The following is a 20468-nucleotide window of genomic DNA, read 5'->3' on the forward strand; positions in this document are numbered from 1 at the left end:
CGCGTGGATTTATCCCTTCATCATCCCGCGACGCCGTCGCATGCCGCGTGCGGCGATGGACGTGGGAAACCATACAGGCTGCTTGCGTGTTCGTTTTCCTATGTCGCGCTGGGCGGTGTGGGGGGTGTACAGACCTTCAACATGGGGAGACGTCGATCACAGCAACACTTCAAGGCGCGTCTTTACAAAGCCGATAAATTCCAATATTGCTGTAGGCGGTAATCGCTCCAGGCGGATGCAGACTGAAAGCGGATGGAGGCCAATTCATGAGAGCGCGGATGAATGCACGACAGCATCGCTCGAAGAGGCGCTTGCAGAAGGCGGTATTGGCAGCGGTATCGATACTCTGCGCAGGCAGCGCGTCGGCGACGGAAGGCGCGCTCGGACGTCCCGTCGCGGGCACGAGCGTGCTCTCGGGCGTGGGCATCGTGCCGACGGAGCCGATGTGGATCGCGAACCTGCAAACGATCTACCTCGACGGTTCGATCACCGGCGGCCGTCAGGTGCCGATCGCGGGCCAGAGTTCACTCGGCCTGAACGGCGAATTGTCGCTCACGCTCGCGAGCCTGCTTAAAGTATGGGGCAGCTACGGCGGCTGGTCGTTCGCCTCGGGCATCACGCTGCCGTACATCTGGGAGAAGGTGACCGGCACCTTCGCCGTCGGCCAGCTCAACAGAACGACGAGCGACCGCACGTCGAATCTGTACGACATGCTCCTCACGCCGATCGAGGCGGGCTACCATTTCTCGGCGACTGATCACATCGCGCTGTCGTTCAACGTCTGGGCGCCGACGGGCCAGTACGAAGCGAATGCCCTCGCCAATCCGAGCCTGAACAACTGGACCTTCGTGCCACAGATCGCCTACACGAAGCTCGTGCCTAAATACGGCCTCGAGTTCGATGCGGTGATGGGCTTTCAGTTCTATACGAAGAACACGGCGACCAATTATCAGAACGCGCCCTTGTTCACGCTCGACGTGATGGCCCTGAAGAAGTTCGTGAACGGCGTCGGCATGGGCGTCGTGATGGGTACGGTGCAGCAGCTCGGGCACGATACCGGCCCGACCGCCGACCGTCTCGACGGTTTCGTCGGGCACGACTTCACGGTCGGTCCTATCGTCACTTATGACACCAAGCTCGACGGCAAGCGGCCGCTCTCCGCGAGCCTGCGCTGGGTGCCTTCGGTCACGAGCACGAACCGGCTGAAGAGCACGAAGACCATCATGGCGACGGCCACGCTCGTGTTCTAGTCCGGTGTGCCGATCACCCAGCGATAGTACGGATTCGTGCGATCCGCCTGCATCACCGCGCCGATGTCGCGCGTCCACGCATCGCGGTCCCCGCGATACGCGTCGAGTCCCGCGCGGTAGAACGTATGCAGCGTGCGGCGCTCGGCGGCGAGCGTGTCGGTGAACGCGGCGTCGGCGCGGGTCAGCGGCGGCTCGCTCTGCAGCGCGAGCAAACGCGCGAGCGTGACGGGGAAATCGCCGCGACGCACCCACGGCGCGTATTCGATACTCGGATCGTCGTCGGTGACGGGACGCGCGTCTTCCGCGTAATAGGCGAGCGCGGAGCGGTCCGCGACCCACGTCGCCGCGAACGCTTCGGGCGACGCGATGCCGACCTCGCGCAGTGCGCGTGCGACATCGGGCTGCGCGAAACGCGCGCGCAGGCGCGGCACGTCGAGCGGCATCGGCAGCATCGAACCGACGAGCATCATTTCGTGAAACTCGGTCGTCCATAGCGCCGCATGCGGAAACACGCGGAGGAAGCTCTGGATGAGCGAGCGCGTCTGATCCTCGTTCTGCGTCGCGAGCGGCAGCCATTGCGCGACGATGCCGCCCTCGTTCAGCCGCGCCGCCGCGAGGCGATAGAAGTCCGTCGAGTACAGATTGACGACGCCCGCGGCGGACGGCGGCGGCGGCTCCAGCGTGACGAGATCGTAGTGCTCGCTGCGCGCAAGGAGCTCGCGGCGGCCATCCGCGACGCGTAGATCGATGCGCGGATCGGCGCTCATGCCGAAGTTGCCGTCGAAACGCGCTGACGCGCGCACGACCGAAGGCAGCAACTCCGCAACGACGCGCTTTTCGAGCGTCGGCCAGGTGAGCAGCGCGCCGCCCGTGATGCCCGTGCCGAGCCCGATCACGAGCGCCGAGCGCGGCGTGCCCGTGTGCGCCATCAGCGGCGCTAGCGCCTGCAGGCGCATGTAGCGGCGCGAGGTCATGGCATCGCCGGAATTCGAGACGCCCTGAATGTAGAGCCGGCGAAAGCGCTGCGGCCCGTCGCCCCGTTCGAGCACGGCGACCGTGCCGCCCGCGCTTTCCTCGTAGTACGCGAGGCTGCCGCCATGCGCCTTCGCGAGCAACGCGCCGAGCCGGTCGGCGGGCGTGACGATCGCGACGATCACCGAGAGCGCCGCAATCGACGCGCACGCGACGATGCCCGCCCGCCGCGCCGCATTCCCGCTCAACGCCGCCGACAGACCGATGAGCGCCGCCGCCACCGCGAGCACGCCCAGCGAGCGAATGAGCCCGAGCGAGGGCACGAGCTCGAAGCCCGCGAACAGCGTGCCCGCGATGCCGCCGGCCGTATTGAGCGCGAGCACGCGCCCGACATCCGCGCCGATGCCGGACTTCGCGCGGTCCGCGTGGCCGTTCGCGACCATGCGCAATGCAAAGGGGAACGCGGCGCCGAGCAGGAGCGTCGGCACGAGGACGATCGCGGAGGCGGCCACCGCGAAGCTCGCGCACATCGATGTGAGCAGATTGCCGGTCGCGGCGAGCGCGAGCGCGGATGCATGCCGTTGCGCCGCCGTGAGCCAGCCGCCCGCGCCCGCGACGCCGCCGAGCGCGGCGAGCCCCGCCAGGCCAATCAGCACGCCGAAGGCGCTCCACGGATCGCGCACGCGGTCGACCCAGCGCGCCGCGATCGCGCTGCCGAGCGCGAGCCCGAGCAAATAGGTCGCGAGCACGATGGAAAACGCGAAGCTGCGCGTGCTGATGAACTGCGCGATGGCCTGTGACCACACAATCTCATAGCCGAGCGCGATCCCGCCCGCGACCGCATACAGCGCGACCGCGACGCGCGCGCGGCCGGCGTCGGCGGGGCTATGCGCGTTCGGCGCATCGGCGGCGAGCGACGGTGGCGCGTGACGCGCGATCGCCATCGCGCCGAGCGCCGCGACGGCGTTCAGTCCGGCGGCGGCCAGCGCGCTTCCTTGCACGCCCAGCAGTGGAATCAGCAGAAACGCGGGTAGCAGCGCGCCGGTGATCGCGCCTGCGGTGTTGGCCGCATAGAGCCGTCCGCCCGTGCCGCCCACGCCGCGCCGCGAGGGCGCTAGCGCGCGCGTGAGCACGGGCACCGTGCCGCCCATCGCGATGGCGGGCAGCCCGACGAGCGCGAAGGGCAGCGCCCACGCGAGCGGGCCCGCGCTCGCCTGCAACGTGGCGAACGATGCGGCGCTGTGCGCGAGCGCATGCGTCGCGCCGATCCCGAGCAGCAACGCGGCGATCTCCAGCGCGGCATACAGCAGGAAGGGCCGCGCGACGCGATCGGCGAGCTTGCCGAAGCACCATCCGCCGATGGCGAGGCCCGCGAAGAACGCGCCAATCGCGATAGTGATCGCCTGCACCTCGATGCCCACGACTAGCGTGAGCTGCTTCACCCACAACACCTGATAGATGAGCGCGGCCATGCCGGACGCGAACAGCAGCAGCGCGGGCACGGTGGTGCGTTGCGCGACGGGCGTGTCATCCGTATGCGCGCGGCGCGTCTCGCTGGCCGCGGCGCGTCGGTTCGATTTCGGATGGTCGGCGCTGAGATGGCTCATCGTGTGAGTGCGTCCTTGCAAAAAAGCCCGCTGCGTCTTGCGATGCAGCGGGCGTGGCCGTCGAACGAATGATGCTTACTTGCCGGTGCTGCCGAGGTTCTTCATCAGCGCTTCGGTCATCTGGTCGATGCTGAAGCTGGCCGGCCGCTGGCTCGGCGGATAGTCCTTGAACGTCGCGAGGAACGGTGCGACTTTCGACGACGCGTACGAGATAAAATAAGCGTTCTTCGTCGTCCAGTCGTAGTACTGGTTGGAGACGATGTCCGCGCGTTCATACGGATCCATGCGCAGGTTGAACATCTTCGGCACGCGCAGGCAGGTGAACGGATTCGCCCACACCACGAAGCCGCCCGGCTCGCGCTGTTCGCAGAAGACGAACTTCCAGTCGTTATAGCGCATCGCGACGAGCACGCCATCGTCGTTGAAATAGTAGAACTCGTGGCGCGGCCCTTCCTTCGCCTGTCCCGTCAGATAGGGCAGGAAGTTATAGCCGTCCAGGTGGTTCTTGAAGGTCTTGCCGCCGATCGATGCGCCCTTCAGCAGACGGTCGCCGATATTCGTATCGCCCGCGGCGGCCAGTAGCGTCGGGAACCAGTCGAGCCCTGACATCATCTGCCGCGAGACGCTCGCCGGTTTGATGTGCCCCGGCCATCGGACCATCGCGGGCACGCGGAACGCGCCTTCCCAGTTGGTGTCTTTTTCGCTGCGGAACGGTGTGGTCGCGGCATCGGGCCATGAGAACTGGTTCGGCCCGTTGTCCGTCGTGTAGACGACGATCGTGTTGTCGGTGATCTTCAGATCGTCCAGCGCCTTTAGCAGCTTGCCCACGTCGCCGTCGTGCTCGATCATGCCGTCTGCATATTCGTTGCCCGGCATGCCACTCTGACCCTGCATCGAAGGACGCACGTGCGTGAAGAGGTGCATGCGCGTCGTGTTCATCCACACGAAGAACGGCTTGTCTGCCTTCGCCTGCTTGTTCATGAAGTCGATCGCGGCCTGCGTGGTTTCGTCGTCGATCGTCTCCATGCGCTTGGTGTTGAGCGGGCCCGTGTCCTGGACCTTGCCGTCCGCGAACGAATGGATCACGCCGCGCGGGGCGTTGGCCTTCACCCATGCCTGATCGTTCTTCGGATAGTAGGGACGTTCCGGCTCCTCTTCCGCGTTCAGGTGGTACAGATTGCCGAAGAACTCGTCGAAACCGTGTGCGGTCGGCAGATACTCGTTGCGATCACCGAGATGGTTCTTGCCGAACTGGCCGGTCGCATAGCCGAGCGGCTTCAACGCCTGCGCGATCGTGATGTTCGACGCCTGCAACCCGACCGGCGCGCCCGGAACGCCGACCTTCGACAGGCCCGTGCGCAGCGTCACTTCGCCGGTGATGAAGGTCGAGCGGCCCGCCGTGCAACTGTTCTCCGCGTAGTAATCGGTAAAGAGCATTCCTTCGCTGGCGATGCGGTCGATGTTTGGCGTCTCATAGCCGACCACGCCCTTGCTATACGCGCTGATGTTGGTCTGCCCGATGTCGTCGCCGAAGATCACGAGGATGTTTGGCTTCTTCGAGTTCTGGTTCTGATTCTGGTTGTCGGCGGGCTTGGCGTTGTTCTGCGCGGCGGGTTTCGCGGGCGCGGCGGGCTTCGCGGTGTTTTGCGTTTGCGCCGTCGAGATCATCGGCGGGACGATCAGCACGCTTAACGCCGCGATCGCAGCGAGCGCCCCGGCGAGATAGCGCATGCGTCGAAGCTTCAGTTTTGTCATCGTTGTTCTCCAATGGCGATGCAAACTACTGTCCCGGCGGATAAATCGCGTTCCAGTCGTCCTTCATGCTCACGACGATCCAACCCTTCGCAAGTGCTTCGTCCCAGGCTCTATCAAGCTTGCCGACCTTCGATTGCCGGTCGTACGCGAACTCGCGCGTAGCGTCGTCGTGATGCACGATGAGCGCAAGATGCGGCCGCGTTTGTTCGGCGGTGTATTGCAGCATCTGCAGATCGCCGTCCGAGTTGCCGAAAGCGAGGATCGGCCTGCGCCCGATGTTGCGATAGATGCCGACGGGCTTGCCCGGACCGTCATCGACGAAATCGATCTTCGGCTCGCGCACGAGCGCGAGCTTGCCGTCGTGCATTTCATACTTCACGACCTGGCTTGATCCCACCACTTGCTCGGGTGGAATGCCGTAGACGCGCTCGGCGAACACGCGCATGAATTCGACCGTCCCGCCCGACACGATGAACGTCTTGAAGCCGTTCGCGCGCAGATACGCGAGCAATTCGAGCTGCGGCTGATAGACGAGCTCGGTGTAGGGCCGCTGGAACTTCGGATGCTTCGCCGTCGCGAGCCATGCGCGGATCGCGCTGTCGTATTCATCGACCGTCATGCCGCTGTTCGCGATCGCGACGAGCTTCATCACTTCTTTCTGCTGGGCCGCGATCGCCGCCTGATCGTGCGCGGCGAGTGCACGAAACGCCGGATTGTTGCGCCACTCGGGATGTTTCGGCGCGACCGTCTTCACTTCTTCCAGCATGAACACGAACTGGAAGTAGAGCGGCTGCTCGCTCCATAAGGTGCCGTCGTTGTCGAAGACCGCGATGCGTTCGGCGGGCGGCACGTAAGAAGGCGAGCCTTCGCGGGTCACGCCGTCGACGAACTTGATGATCGCTTCGCGCGCGGGGCCTTCGCGCCACGACGGCAGGACCGTGGTCGCGGCGGGCTGGGTCTGCGCGCTCTGCGCGGGCGCGACGCTCGCGGTGTCGCCGCGGCTCGCGCAACCGGCGATGACCAGCGCGGCGAGCAGCGTCGCTGCGAATGCGAGCAGACGCTCAGCGCGCTGCCGTATTGATCGATGTCGGCTGGCCATGCGTCCGATCCCAAGTGTCCTTGTCCATCACGAGCCGGAACCCCAGATGCGACATGCTGTTATACGGATCGGTGCCGCGCCGCGCGCTCGGGCGATAGCTCAGGCAATAGGCTTCGTTGCACAGGAACGAGCCGCCGCGCGTGACGCGCTTGGGCGCCTGCACGGGCACGCCGGGATCGGCCGGGTCCCACGACTCGGACGGGCCTTTCGGTTCGTCGACCACGCCGCCGATGGACGCCTCGCGCCTGAACTGGTCCGCACGATACCAGTCGGCGGTCCATTGCCATGCGTTGCCGGTCATGTCGGAGAGGCCGTAGCCATTCGCGGGGAAGCTGCCCACGGAACTCGTGCCCGCCGCGCCGCCGGCCTTGGCGTTGACCACGGGAAAGGCCTGCTGCTGCTGGCCTTGCCAGACGTTGGCCATCTGCTTGCCTTCGGGCGTGAACTGATTGCCCCATGCATACGTGGCCTGATCGAGACCGCCGCGCGCGGCGAACTCCCATTCGGCTTCGGTCGGCAGACGCTTGCCGGCCCACTTCGCGTAGGTTTCGGCGTCTTCATACGAGACCTGCACGACCGGGTGATCGTCCTTGCCGTCAATATTGCTGGACGGTCCGGTCGGATGCCGCCAGTCCGCGCCGGGCACGAAGCGCCACCAGCGCGAGTAGTCCTGCAGCGAGACCTGTTCCTTCGTGCCGACGAACACCATCGCGCCGGCCACGAGTGCGCTGTCGGGCGGGCGCGGCGTGCCGCGCGGCAGTTGCACCTTGAGGGTGTCCCAGTCGGGCTTCTTTTCGGCGGTGGTGACGTAACCAGTCGCCTGGACAAACCTGCGGAACTCCGCGTTGGTTACGTGATGCTCGTCCATCCAGAAGCCGTGCACCCGCGCCTTGTGCGCGGGACGCTCGTTCGGTTGGGCGAGTGTGCTGTCGCTGCCCATCAGGAATTCGCCGCCCGGCACCCATGCCATGCCTTGCGGACCGTGCACGCCGTCGCCAAGCACGATGCGAACCTGTGGCTTGGCGTGTTCGGTCATGGCCCAGCCCACGGCATAGCCGACGAGCGCAGGGCACAGAAGCAGCAGCACGGCCCAGAGCGCCATGCGGCGCGTGCGTGCGCCACGAGCAGCCGGTAACAGTGATGGTGCGCGCCCTGCGTCTGCTTCGCGTGCCGCCGGTTTCCGCTTAGTGGATCTGTCCGCCATGTGCGTTACTCCGCTCGCGCATCGACCACTGTTTCGACGATAGCCGGCTCCACCAATATACGAACGCATACCCGAATTCAATCTTTTTTTAAGCGATGTCACGCAGGCACAAATGCCCGCCGACCTGCATCTCAACTCGCAGAAAATTCCAAAATAAGAAGCGACGCGATGTTTTGACGAAAGCGCCCGGCTCCAGTAACTTGTCGCTCACGCGGGCGTCGAACGCGACGGGCCGCTGCACGAGATGGACCAACCATCGGGAACGAGCCAGTCATGCGCGATACCATCCGGCGTTTCGAAGCGAGCATCGGGCAAGCGGTCGTGGGACAGGAAGCCGTCGTGCGGCAGATCATGATCGCACTGCTCGCCGATGGCCATGTGCTGCTCGAAAGTCTGCCGGGCCTCGCGAAGACGCGCACCGTGAAGGCCATCGCCGCGCGCCTCGCCGCCACGATGAAGCGCATCCAGTTCACGCCCGACCTGCTGCCTTCGGACATCACCGGCGGCGAAACGCTGCTGCAGTCGGGCACGGAACGCGCGCTCACGTTTCAGCCCGGCCCAATCTTCGGCAATCTGATCCTCGCCGACGAAATCAACCGCGCGCCCGCGAAGGTGCAGTCCGCCTTGCTCGAAGCGATGGAAGAACGGCAGATCTCGGTATCCGGCAAGACCCATGCAATGCCCGATCTCTTCCTTGTGATGGCGACGCAAAATCCCATCGAACAAGAGGGAACGTACCCGCTGCCCGAAGCGCAGATGGACCGTTTCCTTCTGAAGGTGCTGATCACGTATCCGTCGCCGCAAAGCGAGTGCGAGATGCTGCGCATGCTGCGGCGTGAGAGCGAGGGCGAGACGTCGCGTTTCGACATGCTCTCGCAGGAAGACATCTTCGCGGCGCGCGCGGCGGCGCGGCGCGTGAGCGTGGCGCCCGCCATCGACGATTACGTCGTCTCGCTCGTGAATGCGACGCGGCACGGCGAAACGATCGATGCCGATCTCGGCAAGTGGATTGACGTGGGCGCAAGTCCGCGCGGCGCGATCGGGCTGGACCGCGCGAGCCGCGTGCATGCGTGGCTCGATGCGCGCGAGTTCGTCACGCCCGACGACGTGCGCGCGGTGATTCATCCCGTGTTGCGTCATCGTCTGTTGCTGTCGTACGACGCGAACGCGGACAACGTCAGCGCGGACAAAGTGATCGACCGGCTGGTGGAGAAAGTGGCCGTGCCTGCGTAATTCCGGAGGAACGTTGTCGATGACGGCGAGCGCGGAGGATCCGATCGGAACCGTGTATGTCGATGCCGCGCATCTCGCGCGCCTCGAATTGCGCGCGCGCGGCCTGAGCTTTCTCGCGCCCGCGCCGGTGTCGAGCATTCTGTCGGGGCGGCATGCGTCACGCATGCGCGGACGCGGCATGAACTTCGAGGAATTGCGCGGCTATCTTCCGGGCGACGATATCCGTCACCTCGACTGGCGCGTGAGCCTGCGCACCGGCAAGCCGCATGTGCGCGTGTACACCGAGGAGCGCGACCGTCCGTTGCTCGTGGTGGTGGATCAGCGCATGAGCATGTTCTTCGGATCGAATCACGCGTTCAAGTCGGTCGTCGCCGCCGAAGCCGCCGCGCTCGCCGTATGGATGGGCTTCGCCGCGGGCGATCGCGTGGGCGGCGTCGTCTTCGGCGACGATGAACTCGTGCGCGTGAGGCCTTTGCGCAGCAGGACGCGCATTGAGATGCTGTTCGGCGCGATCGGGCGCATGAACCGCGCGCTCGCCGCCGACAGCGCCGCGCGCACGAACTACGCCCAACTGAACGCCGCGCTCGAAGGCGTGCTGCAGATCTCGGGCCATGATTTTCTCGTGTGCATCATGAGCGATTTTGCCGGCGCCGATGAACGCACGCGACAGCTCTTGCGCCAGCTCGCGGCGCACAACGACGTGATCGCCGCGCTCGTCTTCGACCCGATGTGGCAACGCATGCCCGAGCCTCGCGCGCTCGTCGTGAGCGAAGGGCGCCTGCAAGTGGAATTGCGCGTCGAGAACGAACGCGTGCGCGCGCCGCTCGCGAGTCTCTTCAAGGGACGCGCTGCCGAGATCGCGGACTTGCTGCGCGCGAGCGGCGTGCCGTTGATGGCTTTGTCGACGGCGGAGCCGGTCGTGGATCAGGTGCGCAAACTGTTCGGCGAGCGTCCGCGTCATACGTTGAGAAGCGGCCTATGAGCGACGCGCTCGTTCCGCGCGACACGCCCGCCGCGCTCTATTCGCTGCGCGAGTTGCCGTTGCCCGCGCCGGTTTCCTATGTGCCGCAAACCATCGGCTGGGTGTTCGTCGCGGTGCTGCTCGTGGTGATCGCACTGGCTATTGCATGGCGCGCGTGGCGCCGTTACGAGAAGGCGCGTTACCGCCGCGAGGCGCTGGCCGAACTCGCGCGGATCGAAGCGCAACTCGGCGATGAAGCCATGCGCCCGGCGGCGCTCGGCGACATCGCGCCGCTCATCAAGCGCACGGCGCTCGCGGCCGCGCCGCGTGCCGAAGTCGCATCGTTGAGCGGGGCATCGTGGCTCGCGTATCTGAAGAAGACACACGACTCGTTCGACGACGAAAGCGGCGCGCTGCTCTATATGGCAAGTTATGCGCCGCGCGAGCGTCTCGCGGAGATCACGCAGCAAGAGGCGCAGAGGCTCATCGACGCCGCGCGCGAGTGGATCGGTCATCACCATGTGGAAGTTTGAGTTTCCGTGGATGTTCGTGCTCTCGCCGCTGCCCGCGCTCGTGTGGTGGCTCGTGCCCGCGTATCGCACGGCGGCGTCGGCCGTGCGGGTGCCTTTCTTTCAGGAGATGGCCGAAGCCGCCGGCGAGAAGCCCGCGCCCGGCGGTGTGCGTCTGCGCAGCAACTGGCTGCAGCGCCTCCTGATGCCCTTCCTGTGGGTGCTGTTGCTGATCGCGGCGGCGCGGCCCGTCTTCGTCGAAGCACCGGTCACGCGCGACATGCCCGCGCGCGATCTGCTGCTCGCGATCGATCTGTCGCAGTCGATGAGCGAGCGCGATTTCATCGACACCGCGACCAACGGGCGCATGGATCGCCTGAGCGCGGTGAAACGCGTGGTCGCGGATTTCATCGCGAAGCGTAAGGAAGACCGCATCGGTCTCGTCGTGTTCGGCGATGCCGCGTATCCGCAGGCGCCGCTCACGCTCGATCACGAGAGCGTGCTGATGCTGCTCGACACGATGCGCATCGGCATGGCGGGGCCGCGCACGGCTATCGGCGATGCGATCGGTCTTTCGGTAAAGCTGATGGAGGACACGCCCACGCAGGAGAAAGTGCTCGTGCTGCTCACCGACGGCAACGACACCGCGAGTGCGATTCCGCCCGAGCAGGCGGCGCGCATCGCGAAGCAGCACGGCATCGTCGTGCATACGATCGGCATCGGCGATCCGGGCACGCAAGGCGAGGACAAGGTCGATCTCGACGCGCTCGCGCGCATCGCGAAAACGACGGGCGGCAGCACCTTTCGCGCACTCGGCCGCGAGCAGGATCTCGCCGCCGTCTATGCGGAGATCGACAAGATGACGCCTGAAAAGATCAAGCGCGAGATCTACCGGCCGCAGCGCGAGTTCTATTGGGTGCCGCTTGCGCTGGCCGTGTCGCTCCTCGCGTTGTATCACGTCCTCGCGTATTGCATCGCGCTGCTGCGTGCGCCGCGCCACGCGAGCGCGACGGACGAGGCGGAGGCCTGACATGGCCATCGACCTCACCGCGTTTCATTTTCTGCGGCCGCTATGGCTCTTACTGTTGATTCCCGCCGTGCTGCTGCCCTTCGTCTGGCTGCGGCGCAACGATATGCGCGCGCGTTGGCGCAATATCATCGCACCGCATTTGCTCGAACATCTGATCGTCGGCGGCGATGCGCGACGACGCGTGCAGCCCGTGCATACGCTATCCGCGCTGATCGCGCTCGGCGCGATATCGGTGGCGGGACCGACATGGCAGCAGGAGCGCCCGCCGTTCGATCAGGACAAGGCGCCGCTCGTCGTCGTGCTCGAACTCGCGCGTTCGATGGATGCGGCCGATATCGCGCCCACGCGCATCGAGCGTGCGAAGCAGAAGGTGCTCGATCTCGCGACGGCGAGAAAGGGCGCGCGCATGGGGCTCGTCGTGTTCGCGTCGAGCGGGCATCTCGTCGTGCCGCCGACGGAAGACCCGGCCATGCTCGAACTTTATGTGCCCGCGCTCGGGCCCGAGCTCATGCCGCGCGACGGCAAGAACGCGGCGGCCGGTCTGGCGATTGCGGAACGCATGCTGCAAAAGGACGAAGCGGCTGGCACGATCGTCTTCATGAGCGACGGTTTCGACGAAAGCGGCACCGACGCGTTTCTGCGAATCGCGAAGGCGTCGAAGCATCAGCTGCTATGGCTCGCGGTGGGCACGGAGAACGGCGGGCCGATACGCAAAGCCGACGGCCAACTCGCGACGGACGACGCGGGCCATCCGCTCACCGGCACGTTCGATGCAGCCGCTATCCGCAAGATCACGCAGGCGGCGTCGATTCCGCTCGCGAGCATGCGTCCCGATGACGACGATATCGAATGGGTGCAGCGGCGCGCGCAGGTCTATCTCGAAGCGGCGCAGGAATCGAAGATCGTGCCGCGCTGGAAGGAAACGGGCTACTGGCTCGTTCTGCCGTTGCTGCTGCTCGCGCTGTATGGATTCAGGCGCGGCTGGACGGTGAAGTGGCTGCCCGTCATAATCGTTGCGCTTGCAACTACTGGCACGCCGGGCGTTGCGCGCGCGGCATCGTTCGAATGGCTCGATCTCTTCGCGACGCACGATCAGCAAGGCCGATGGCGCTTCGAGCACGGCGACTACAAACGCGCCGCGCAACGCTTCGACAATCCGATGTGGAAAGGCCGCGCGCAATATCTCGTGGGCGACTATGCGGATGCGCTCGAAACCTTCTCGCGTATGAATACGGCCGAGGCGTACTTTTATGCGGGCAACACGCTCGCGCATCTGAAAGATTACGAAGGCGCGTCGAGGGCCTACGACAACGCGGTCGCCCGCCGCGCCGATTTCGCCGATGCGCGCGCGAACCGCGAACTGATGCAGAAGCTCATCAAGGACGAGAAGAACGAGGGCGACGAATCCACGACGCTGAAGCCGGATCAGATCGACGTGCAAAAGAAGAAGGGCAAGGAAGACAAGCAAGTGCTCGTGCAGGGACAGCGCCCGTCGGAAGAGGCGTGGATGCGCAATCTCAACACCTCGCCCGCGGTATTCCTGCATCAGCGCTTCGCACAGGAAGCCGGAGGCGGGCCATGATGCGTTGTTTCGTCTCGATGCTCTGTCTGTTGATCGCGTGCTCGTTCGCCCGGGCCGACGATGCCCCGCGCACAATGCTGCGCGCGCATCTCGAACCCGCCGGACCGGTGGTCGCGGGCAGCGCGGTCAAGCTCGTCGTCGATGCGCTCACGACGAGCTGGTTCACCGCCGCGCCCGACTGGCCTACCTTCGAGATCCACGACGCATTCGTCACGCTGCCCGACGACAACGCGCTCAATCTCAACGAGACGATCGACGGCGTGCAATGGTTCGGCGTGAGCCGCGTGTATCGCATCGTGCCGCGCGCGTCGGGTGCGTTCGATGTGCCCGCGCTCAGCATCACGCTGCATACCGGCGGCACGGACACGCCGGTCACGCTGCAAACACCGCCGCAAACATTCACCGCGACGCTGCCGGCCGGCGCCGAAGGCATGACGTCGTTCTTTCCCGCGCCGAACGTCACGGCGACACAGCGCATCGAGCCGCAGGACGGCAAGCTCGAAGTAGGCGGCACGATCTCCCGCATCGTCACGCAACACGCGGACGCGACCGAGTCGATGCTGATCGCGCCGGTGCAGTTCGGCGAGATCGACGGCTTGCGGCGCTATGCGAAGCCGCCCGCGACGCGCAATATCTCGGCGGATCGAACCGGCCTCGTCGCGGGCGAACGCACCGATACGGTCACGTATGTCGTGAACAGGCGCGGACGCTACGCGCTGCCGCCCATCGACATCGAATGGTGGAACACGATCACACATCAGCGCGAAACGATCCATCTGCCTGCCGTGAACTTCACCGCGCGCGCGGCGCACGAGAAGCCGCTATGGGAAATCCCCGCCGATGCGCTCGCCGGCGCCGCGCGGCATACGGTGATCTTCCTGAATGCGCGCGACGTGGTTTATGCGTGCATCGCGCTGGCTTGCATCGTGGCGGGCGCGTGGTTCTATCCGCGCATGCGCGCGGCGTGGGAGCGCGTGCGGCGCGCGTGGATCGCGGCGCGCAGGAAGCGCGCGGAAGGCGAGTTCGCCGCGTGGCGCGCATTGAAGCAGGCGACCGACTCGGGTTCCATGCGACGCGTGATACCGGCGCTGTATCGATGGATGGATGCGAATCCGCGCTTCGCTCATCCCGCGCGGGTCGATGAAATCGCCGAGCCCGATCTGCAGGATCTCGCGAAGGCAGTCGAGACGCACTATGAAAGAGCGGAGTCCGTGGAAAGCGGCGTGCGCGTAAAGCTGCATCGACGGATGGGGTGGCGGCGCTCGCGTCGTGCAAGAGGGCCGGCGCTGCCGCCGCTGAACTCGCAATAAGGTAGCCAGCAAGAGCGGAAGTCGGCGGCTTTTCGGCCAGGCGCGATAGATAACGACTTTCGGCTCCTGCGACAAGGGCGCCTGGCCTGCCGTTCAGCATCGTAGAGTTGCGGGCTTCTTCAGCGCGCCGGGGCGTAGCGATCGAGAAGGCACTCGGTTTTCAGCGCTACGGTGACAGCAGGGGTGCGATCGGGTTTGCGCAGGTCTCATCGGCTCGCGGCGCAACGGGCTTGCGATGCGTGAGGCCGGGAGCCGTGCCAATGTTCCACATCGCTGGAGCGATCTACAAATGGATTGGCGTCCAGCGACAAAGCTGAGCGCAAAGAGGCCGAGCATAGGCTGAAGTATGCGGACCGTAGCAAAGACGAGTTTCTCGCCACGCTGAGTCATGAGCTGAGAAATCGTTTGCGTCTTGTTACCGCAAAGAGACGACAGAGCCTCGAAGAGGCGGCAAGACAACGAGTGTCATGCACTTGCATCCTGGTAACACATAACCAAGGAGCGGGGATAAAGCGCCGCAGTTGTCACTATCTAGAGCACGTTCCTGAGCGTGTCGTGCGCATTGAACGGACCAAAGGTCAGCGGTCTATTGGCTTTCCGTAAGAAACCCCTCGCCAATTCAACGGGTTAGCTATATCGATACTCGATTTTCTTTAACTCAGTCCCGACGATGAATGATTGACTGCCAGAGGTAATCTTGCATTCAACGGGGCGATACCGACGTCGCGGCGTCAGGCTCGATGAAGATTTTGCCGCTCTTGGGACGAAAGTTTCGCGCTTGCCGTCTTGCTCGCGCCGATCATCTTTGTGCCTGCCACATGGGGAGAGTTTCGCATCCTGCTTTTCATAAGAACCGCGACAGGTCCGCTTACACTCATCCCCGCGAGTACCGAACGTCGCGTGCAAACACAGCCCCCCCGTCGCGTTGCTAAGCGCCATGATCAGTCTCGTGATTGAGTGTGAGCGGGTCGATGCCGTTCACACTCCCGAGCGCGCCGCGTCCTTTCATCACCCCATCGCTGATCGACGGTCACCATTCCTGATGGCTTCAGCTTGTCGACGAACCCACCCTCCGAACGCCTCTGAAATGTCTGGCGTTTGCCGACATCCAACGATCAGACTGTTGCTCAAGTCCATCGCGTGATGGCATCAACACACGCGCAGATTCGACTTCGAGCACCTGCATAAGCCTCCAGGTCTGCCACAGCCCAGTAATCAACGACCTTCACGCTCATTGGCACGCCCCATGCAAAAGACCAACCGGCGACATCCCCGCCACTCACTCTACTTTTGCTTGGAGACCCATCATGCCTATGCTGATCATCACCGACCTGCCACGCGCCGACACGCTGCATCACACCGCGATGTCTTCCATTCGCGGCGGCATCGCCACGATCACCTTGCCGCCCAACGGCAACCCGGGCCCCCTGCCGCCCTCCATTCCGAAGTCCTGGCCGGGCGTTGCCGAACTTCTGAAGGCGTGGAACATTCCGGTGACGTGGCCTGGACAACCGGCTCCCCAGTCACAAGATCCGCGTCTGCAGTGAACCCAGGCCTCAAACCCGCATCCGCCGCCCTCGGCGACGGACGCGCCATTAAAAAAACAAAATCTATCTTCCAGAAGATAGCGTCATATAGTTTATTTATTCAACCGACCTATCTAAACTTCGCGCCAAAGCAGCGAACGCCGGATCGGGGAAAGCAACAAAGCATCAAAAAACCGTTCGCTCTTGCCGCACACATTCCTGTCCGCCCGCCACACCGCGAAGCCATAACAGTCGATCACGACATTTCGCGATGCCGGGCGCGTCCCCGCTCCGCCTTGACGTGGAGCCGCTTCCACCACAGAAGCGGCCGGCCACGCACGCATCCTCTCCCCACAGACGACAAAGACGAGAAAGAGCATGTCGAACGACAAAGAGCCGCGCCGTCGCTTCCTGCGGCAGGTGCTGGCCATCGTGCCCGCGGCCACCGTGGTCCCGGGCGCGGCGCTCACGCAGAGCGCCTGCAGCAACACCACACCGCCCGCCCCTGCTGCCGCGAGCAACAAGCCGTACGCCCCCACCTACTTCACCGATGCCGAATGGGCCTTCATCCAGGCCGCCATCGATCGCCTGATCCCCACTGACGATCACGGCCCCGGCGCGCTCGCGGCCAACGTGCACGAGTACATCGACCGGCAGATGGAAACGCCCTATGGCCACGGCAAGCTGTGGTACATGCAAGGCCCGTTTCATCCGGAACAGCCGCCCGAGATGGGCTATCAGATGAACCTCGCGCCGCGCGACCTCTATCGCCACGGCATCAAGGCCTGCGACGACCACTGCACGAAGCAGTACGGCGGCAAGACCTTCGCGCAACTCGACCACAAGACTCAGGAAACGATCCTCGGCGAGATGGAGCACGCGAAGATCGAATTCGACGTCGTGCCCGCACGCACCTTCTTCTCCTACCTCCTCGGCAACACCAAGGAAGGCTTCCTGGCCGATCCGATCTACGGCGGCAACAAGGACATGGTGGGCTGGAAGATGGTCGGCTTCCCGGGTGCCCGGGCGGATTTCATGGACTTGATCGAACAGCCGGGTACGAAGTATCCGTACGGCCCGGTATCGATCGACGGCAGGCGGGGGTAAGCAGGTGGCAATCAAGAAAGACAAGGTCGATTGCGTGATCGTCGGGTTCGGCTGGACCGGCGCGATTCTCGGCCAGGAACTGACCGACGCAGGTTTGAACGTACTCGCACTCGAACGCGGTGCAATGCGCGATACGCCAACGGACGCCAACTATCCAAAGGTCATCGACGAACTCAAATACGCCGTGCGCGGCGAACTGTTCCAGGACCTCTCGGGCGAGACTGTGACGATCCGCCATGGCGTCGACGATCTCGCCACACCGTATCGTCAGAACGGCTCGTTCCTGCTGGGCAACGGCGTCGGCGGCGCGGGCTTCCACTGGAACGGCATGCACTACCGCATGCTTCCCGAAGAGCTGCAACTGCGCACGCGCTATGAAGAGCGCTACGGCAAGAAATTTATCCCCGAAGGCATGCAGGTGCAGGACTTCGGCGTGACCTACGACGAGATGGAGCCGTTCTTCGACTTCGCCGAGAAGGTGTTCGGCACGTCCGGCAAGGCAGGCAATCTCAACGGCCAGATCCAGGCCGGCGGCAATCCGCTGGAAGGTGCGCGCAAGAGCGAATTCCCGACGCCCGCGCTGCAAAACGGTCTCGGCGCGCAACTCTTCGAGAAGGCCGCGCGCGAAGTGGGCTTCCATCCGTATCCGGCGCCCGCAGCCAATACATCGCAGCCGTACACGAATCCGTATGGCGTGCGCCTCGGGCCGTGCAACTTCTGCGGCTTCTGCGAAAACTTCGGCTGCTACATGTATTCGAAGGCCTCTCCGCAGACCACCATCCTGCCGGTGCTGCTCAAGAAGCCGAACTTCGAACTGCGCACGCGTTCGCACGTCACCAAGGTCCTGCTCTCACCGGACGGCAAGACCGCGACCGGCGTGCAGTACATCGACGCGCAAGGCCGTGAAGTCGAACAGCCCGCCGACATGGTCATCATCGCCGCGTTCCAGATGCACAACGTGCGTCTGCTCTTGTTGTCCGGCATCGGCAAGCCGTACGATCCGCGCACCGGCACGGGGACGGTCGGCCGCAACTACGCATATCAGATGAACGGCGGCATCAACGTGCTGCTGCCCAAGGGCACGCAGCTCAATCCGTTTGCCGGAGCAGGCGCAGGCGGCGTCGGCATGGACGACCTGAATGGCGACCAGTTCGATCACGGTCCGCTCGGCTTCGTCGGCGGTGCGAGCATTCGCCATATCCGCACGGGCGGCCGTCCCATCAAGCAGGCCCAGACCGTTCCGGGCACGCCGAACTGGGGCAGCGGCTGGAAAGCGGGCGTCAGCGACGCTTACCAACGCTACATGACCATCGGCATCTCGGGTTCGGTGATGCCGTATCGCGATGCCTATCTCGACCTCGATCCCACCTACCGCGACAAGTACGGCCAGCCGCTGCTGCGCATGACCTTCGACTGGCACGACAACGAATACGCGATGCTGGACTACATCGGCACGCGCATGGAAGACGTGGCCAAGGCGATGAATCCGGAGAAATACTTCCGCGCGATCCGCAAGAAGGGACAGCACTACGACACGCGCGTCTATCAGTCCACGCACACGACGGGCGGCGCGGTGATGGGTACGTCGCCGGAAACGAGCGTCGTCAACAAGTACCTCCAAAGCTGGGACGTGCCGAACGTGTTCGTGATGGGCGCTTCCGCGTTCCCGCAGAACATGGGCTACAACCCGACGGGCATCGTGGCCGCGCTCGCCTATCACTCGGCGAAAGCGATCCGCGAGCAATACCTGAAGAACCCTGGCGCTCCGCTGGTTCAGGCTTGAGGAAACAGCGATGACGAAGAAACAACTCACGATGACCGCGCTGTCGTCGGCCATCGTCGCGGGCGCCGCATGGGCCGCGCTCGCGTTCGCGCAGCAACCGGCCTCCGCGCCGCGCGTCGAAACCAAGGTCGCGCAGCCGCAGGCGCAAGCATTGAGCGACGCCGACCGCGCGTTGATCGAGAAAGGCCGCTATCTCGCGGCGGCAGCAGACTGCGTGGCCTGTCACACGGCGAAGGGCGGCAAGCCGTTCGCGGGCGGGCTCGGCATCGATTCGCCGATCGGCCGCATCTACTCGACCAACATCACGCCCGACAAGCAAACCGGCATCGGCGACTACTCGTTCGAGGACTTCGATAATGCCGTGCGTCATGGCGTCGCGAAGAACGGTTCGTCGCTCTATCCGGCGATGCCCTATGTCTCCTACGCGAAGGTCAAGCCGTCGGACGTGAAGGCGCTGTATGCGTACTTCATGCAAGGCGTGCAGCCGGTAAATCAGGCGAACCGCGCAGAGGACATCGTCTGGCCGCTGTCGATGCGCTGGCCGCTGCGTTTCTGGCGCATGGCCTTCGCGCCGGACGTGGTTGTCGACGATACGCCCGTGCCCGCCGATCCGGTAACGCGCGGACGCTATCTCGTCGAAGGTCTCGCGCATTGCAGCGCATGCCACACGCCGCGCGGCGTCGGCTTGCAGGAGAAGGCGCTGACCGACGACGGCCACACCTTCCTGTCGGGCGGCGTGATCGACGGCTATCTCGCGAAGAACCTGCGCGGCGACAAGAAGGACGGTCTCGCGAGCTGGAGCGAAGCGGACATCGTCGCGTTCCTGAAGAGCGGGCGCACCGCGCATACGGCGGCGTTCGGCGGCATGGCTGAAGTGGTCGAGAACAGCACGCAGCACATGAGCGATGCCGATCTCGGCGCGATCGCCGCGTACCTGAAGACGCTCGCGCCCGTGGATGCCTCATCGCAGCCGCTGACCGCGAACGCCGATGCCGCGCACGCATTGCGCGCGGGCACGGATCGCGGCAATGGCGCGCTGACTTTCCTCGATAACTGCGCGGCATGCCATCGCACGAGCGGCAGCGGTTATGACGCGACGTTCCCGACGCTCGCGCTCTCGACCGTGATCAACTCCGACGATCCCGCCTCGCTGATTCACATCGTGCTTCAGGGCGGCGCAATGCCGTGGACCCAGGCGGCTCCCACGCATTACGCGATGCCCGGTTTCGCCGAACGTCTCACCGACCGCGATATCGCCGACGTGCTGACCTTCGTGCGCACGAGCTGGGGCAATCATGCGCCGGCTGTATCGACGGAGCAGGTTGCGAAGGAACGCAAGGCGATCCACGCTTCGGCGCAACCGACGCGCGCTGAAAACCAGTAAGGCAACACAACGCGGGTATGACGATCACGTCATACCCGCGCCCCTCCCCTCGCCTGCCTCTTCAATCCCCGCGTCATAAGCTCGACGCGCACGTCCTGATATAGATCGAACAATCCATTCGTTTGAACGCTGCTTCGGCTGACTTATGGTCGTGCC

The 20468-nt window shown here is 64.6% G+C and carries 15 protein-coding genes; 11 read left to right on the forward strand and 4 right to left on the reverse strand.

Annotation, left to right across the window (positions count from 1 at the left end; genetic code table 11):
* The first annotated feature begins 278 nt into the window (after positions 1-278).
* Positions 279-1250, forward strand: a complete 972-nt coding sequence (locus tag QCE63_RS19500) for a transporter (protein ID WP_309835248.1) — start codon at positions 279-281, stop codon at positions 1248-1250.
* On the opposite strand, the gene QCE63_RS19505 is transcribed toward QCE63_RS19500, so the two are convergent.
* The 4 genes from QCE63_RS19505 to QCE63_RS19520 all read right to left on the reverse strand — a co-directional run bounded on the left by QCE63_RS19505 (position 1247) and on the right by QCE63_RS19520 (position 7719).
* Complete coding sequence (locus QCE63_RS19505) at positions 1247-3829, reverse strand: fused MFS/spermidine synthase (RefSeq protein ID WP_309835250.1); 2583 nt, start codon at positions 3827-3829, stop codon at positions 1247-1249. The two genes, QCE63_RS19500 and QCE63_RS19505, sit on opposite strands and share 4 nt — an antisense overlap.
* Before the next feature lie 75 nt (positions 3830-3904).
* Positions 3905-5584 carry an arylsulfatase gene (locus QCE63_RS19510; protein WP_309835251.1) on the reverse strand — a complete coding sequence of 560 codons (1680 nt, stop codon included), beginning with the start codon at positions 5582-5584 and terminating at the stop codon, positions 3905-3907.
* Positions 5585-5609: 25 nt separating this feature from the next.
* A complete protein-coding gene (locus QCE63_RS19515) occupies positions 5610-6683 on the reverse strand; it encodes an HAD family hydrolase (protein WP_309835252.1) in 1074 nt (357 codons plus the stop codon).
* On the reverse strand, positions 6646-7719 hold the full coding sequence (locus tag QCE63_RS19520; protein WP_309835498.1) for a formylglycine-generating enzyme family protein: 1074 nt from the start codon (positions 7717-7719) through the stop codon (positions 6646-6648). The genes QCE63_RS19515 and QCE63_RS19520 overlap by 38 nt, the downstream gene beginning before the upstream one ends.
* 441 nt (positions 7720-8160) lie before the next feature.
* Between QCE63_RS19520 and QCE63_RS19525 the strand changes: the two genes are divergently transcribed.
* From QCE63_RS19525 to QCE63_RS19570, 10 genes are all read left to right on the forward strand, one after another.
* Positions 8161-9120 (forward strand): MoxR family ATPase, encoded by a 960-nt coding sequence (locus QCE63_RS19525; protein WP_309835254.1) that lies wholly within the window; start codon positions 8161-8163, stop codon positions 9118-9120.
* A 19-nt stretch (positions 9121-9139) separates the two neighbouring features.
* The gene (locus QCE63_RS19530; RefSeq protein WP_309835256.1) at positions 9140-10102 is read left to right on the forward strand and encodes a DUF58 domain-containing protein; all 963 of its coding nucleotides are present in this window, start codon (positions 9140-9142) and stop codon (positions 10100-10102) included.
* Entirely contained in the window at positions 10099-10614 is a 516-nt protein-coding gene (locus QCE63_RS19535; protein WP_309835257.1) for a DUF4381 domain-containing protein, read from the forward strand. The genes QCE63_RS19530 and QCE63_RS19535 overlap by 4 nt, the downstream gene beginning before the upstream one ends.
* Complete coding sequence (locus QCE63_RS19540) at positions 10601-11620, forward strand: VWA domain-containing protein (protein WP_309835258.1); 1020 nt, start codon at positions 10601-10603, stop codon at positions 11618-11620. Before QCE63_RS19535 ends, QCE63_RS19540 begins: the two co-directional genes overlap by 14 nt.
* Before the next feature lies 1 nt (position 11621).
* Positions 11622-13202 (forward strand): VWA domain-containing protein, encoded by a 1581-nt coding sequence (locus QCE63_RS19545; RefSeq protein WP_309835259.1) that lies wholly within the window; start codon positions 11622-11624, stop codon positions 13200-13202.
* Positions 13199-14512 (forward strand): hypothetical protein, encoded by a 1314-nt coding sequence (locus tag QCE63_RS19550; RefSeq protein ID WP_309835261.1) that lies wholly within the window; start codon positions 13199-13201, stop codon positions 14510-14512. The genes QCE63_RS19545 and QCE63_RS19550 overlap by 4 nt, the downstream gene beginning before the upstream one ends.
* A gap of 1307 nt (positions 14513-15819) precedes the next feature.
* The gene (locus QCE63_RS19555) at positions 15820-16059 is read left to right on the forward strand and encodes a hypothetical protein (protein WP_309835262.1); all 240 of its coding nucleotides are present in this window, start codon (positions 15820-15822) and stop codon (positions 16057-16059) included.
* A gap of 357 nt (positions 16060-16416) precedes the next feature.
* On the forward strand, positions 16417-17145 hold the full coding sequence (locus tag QCE63_RS19560; RefSeq protein ID WP_309835263.1) for a gluconate 2-dehydrogenase subunit 3 family protein: 729 nt from the start codon (positions 16417-16419) through the stop codon (positions 17143-17145).
* Positions 17146-17149: 4 nt separating this feature from the next.
* A complete protein-coding gene (locus tag QCE63_RS19565; protein WP_309835264.1) occupies positions 17150-18928 on the forward strand; it encodes a GMC family oxidoreductase in 1779 nt (592 codons plus the stop codon).
* 10 nt (positions 18929-18938) lie between these two features.
* On the forward strand, positions 18939-20312 hold the full coding sequence (locus QCE63_RS19570) for a cytochrome c (RefSeq protein ID WP_309835265.1): 1374 nt from the start codon (positions 18939-18941) through the stop codon (positions 20310-20312).
* The last annotated feature ends 156 nt before the right edge of the window (positions 20313-20468 follow it).

This window comes from Caballeronia sp. LZ065, from assembly GCF_031450975.1.
Taxonomy (GTDB): Bacteria; Pseudomonadota; Gammaproteobacteria; order Burkholderiales; family Burkholderiaceae; genus Caballeronia.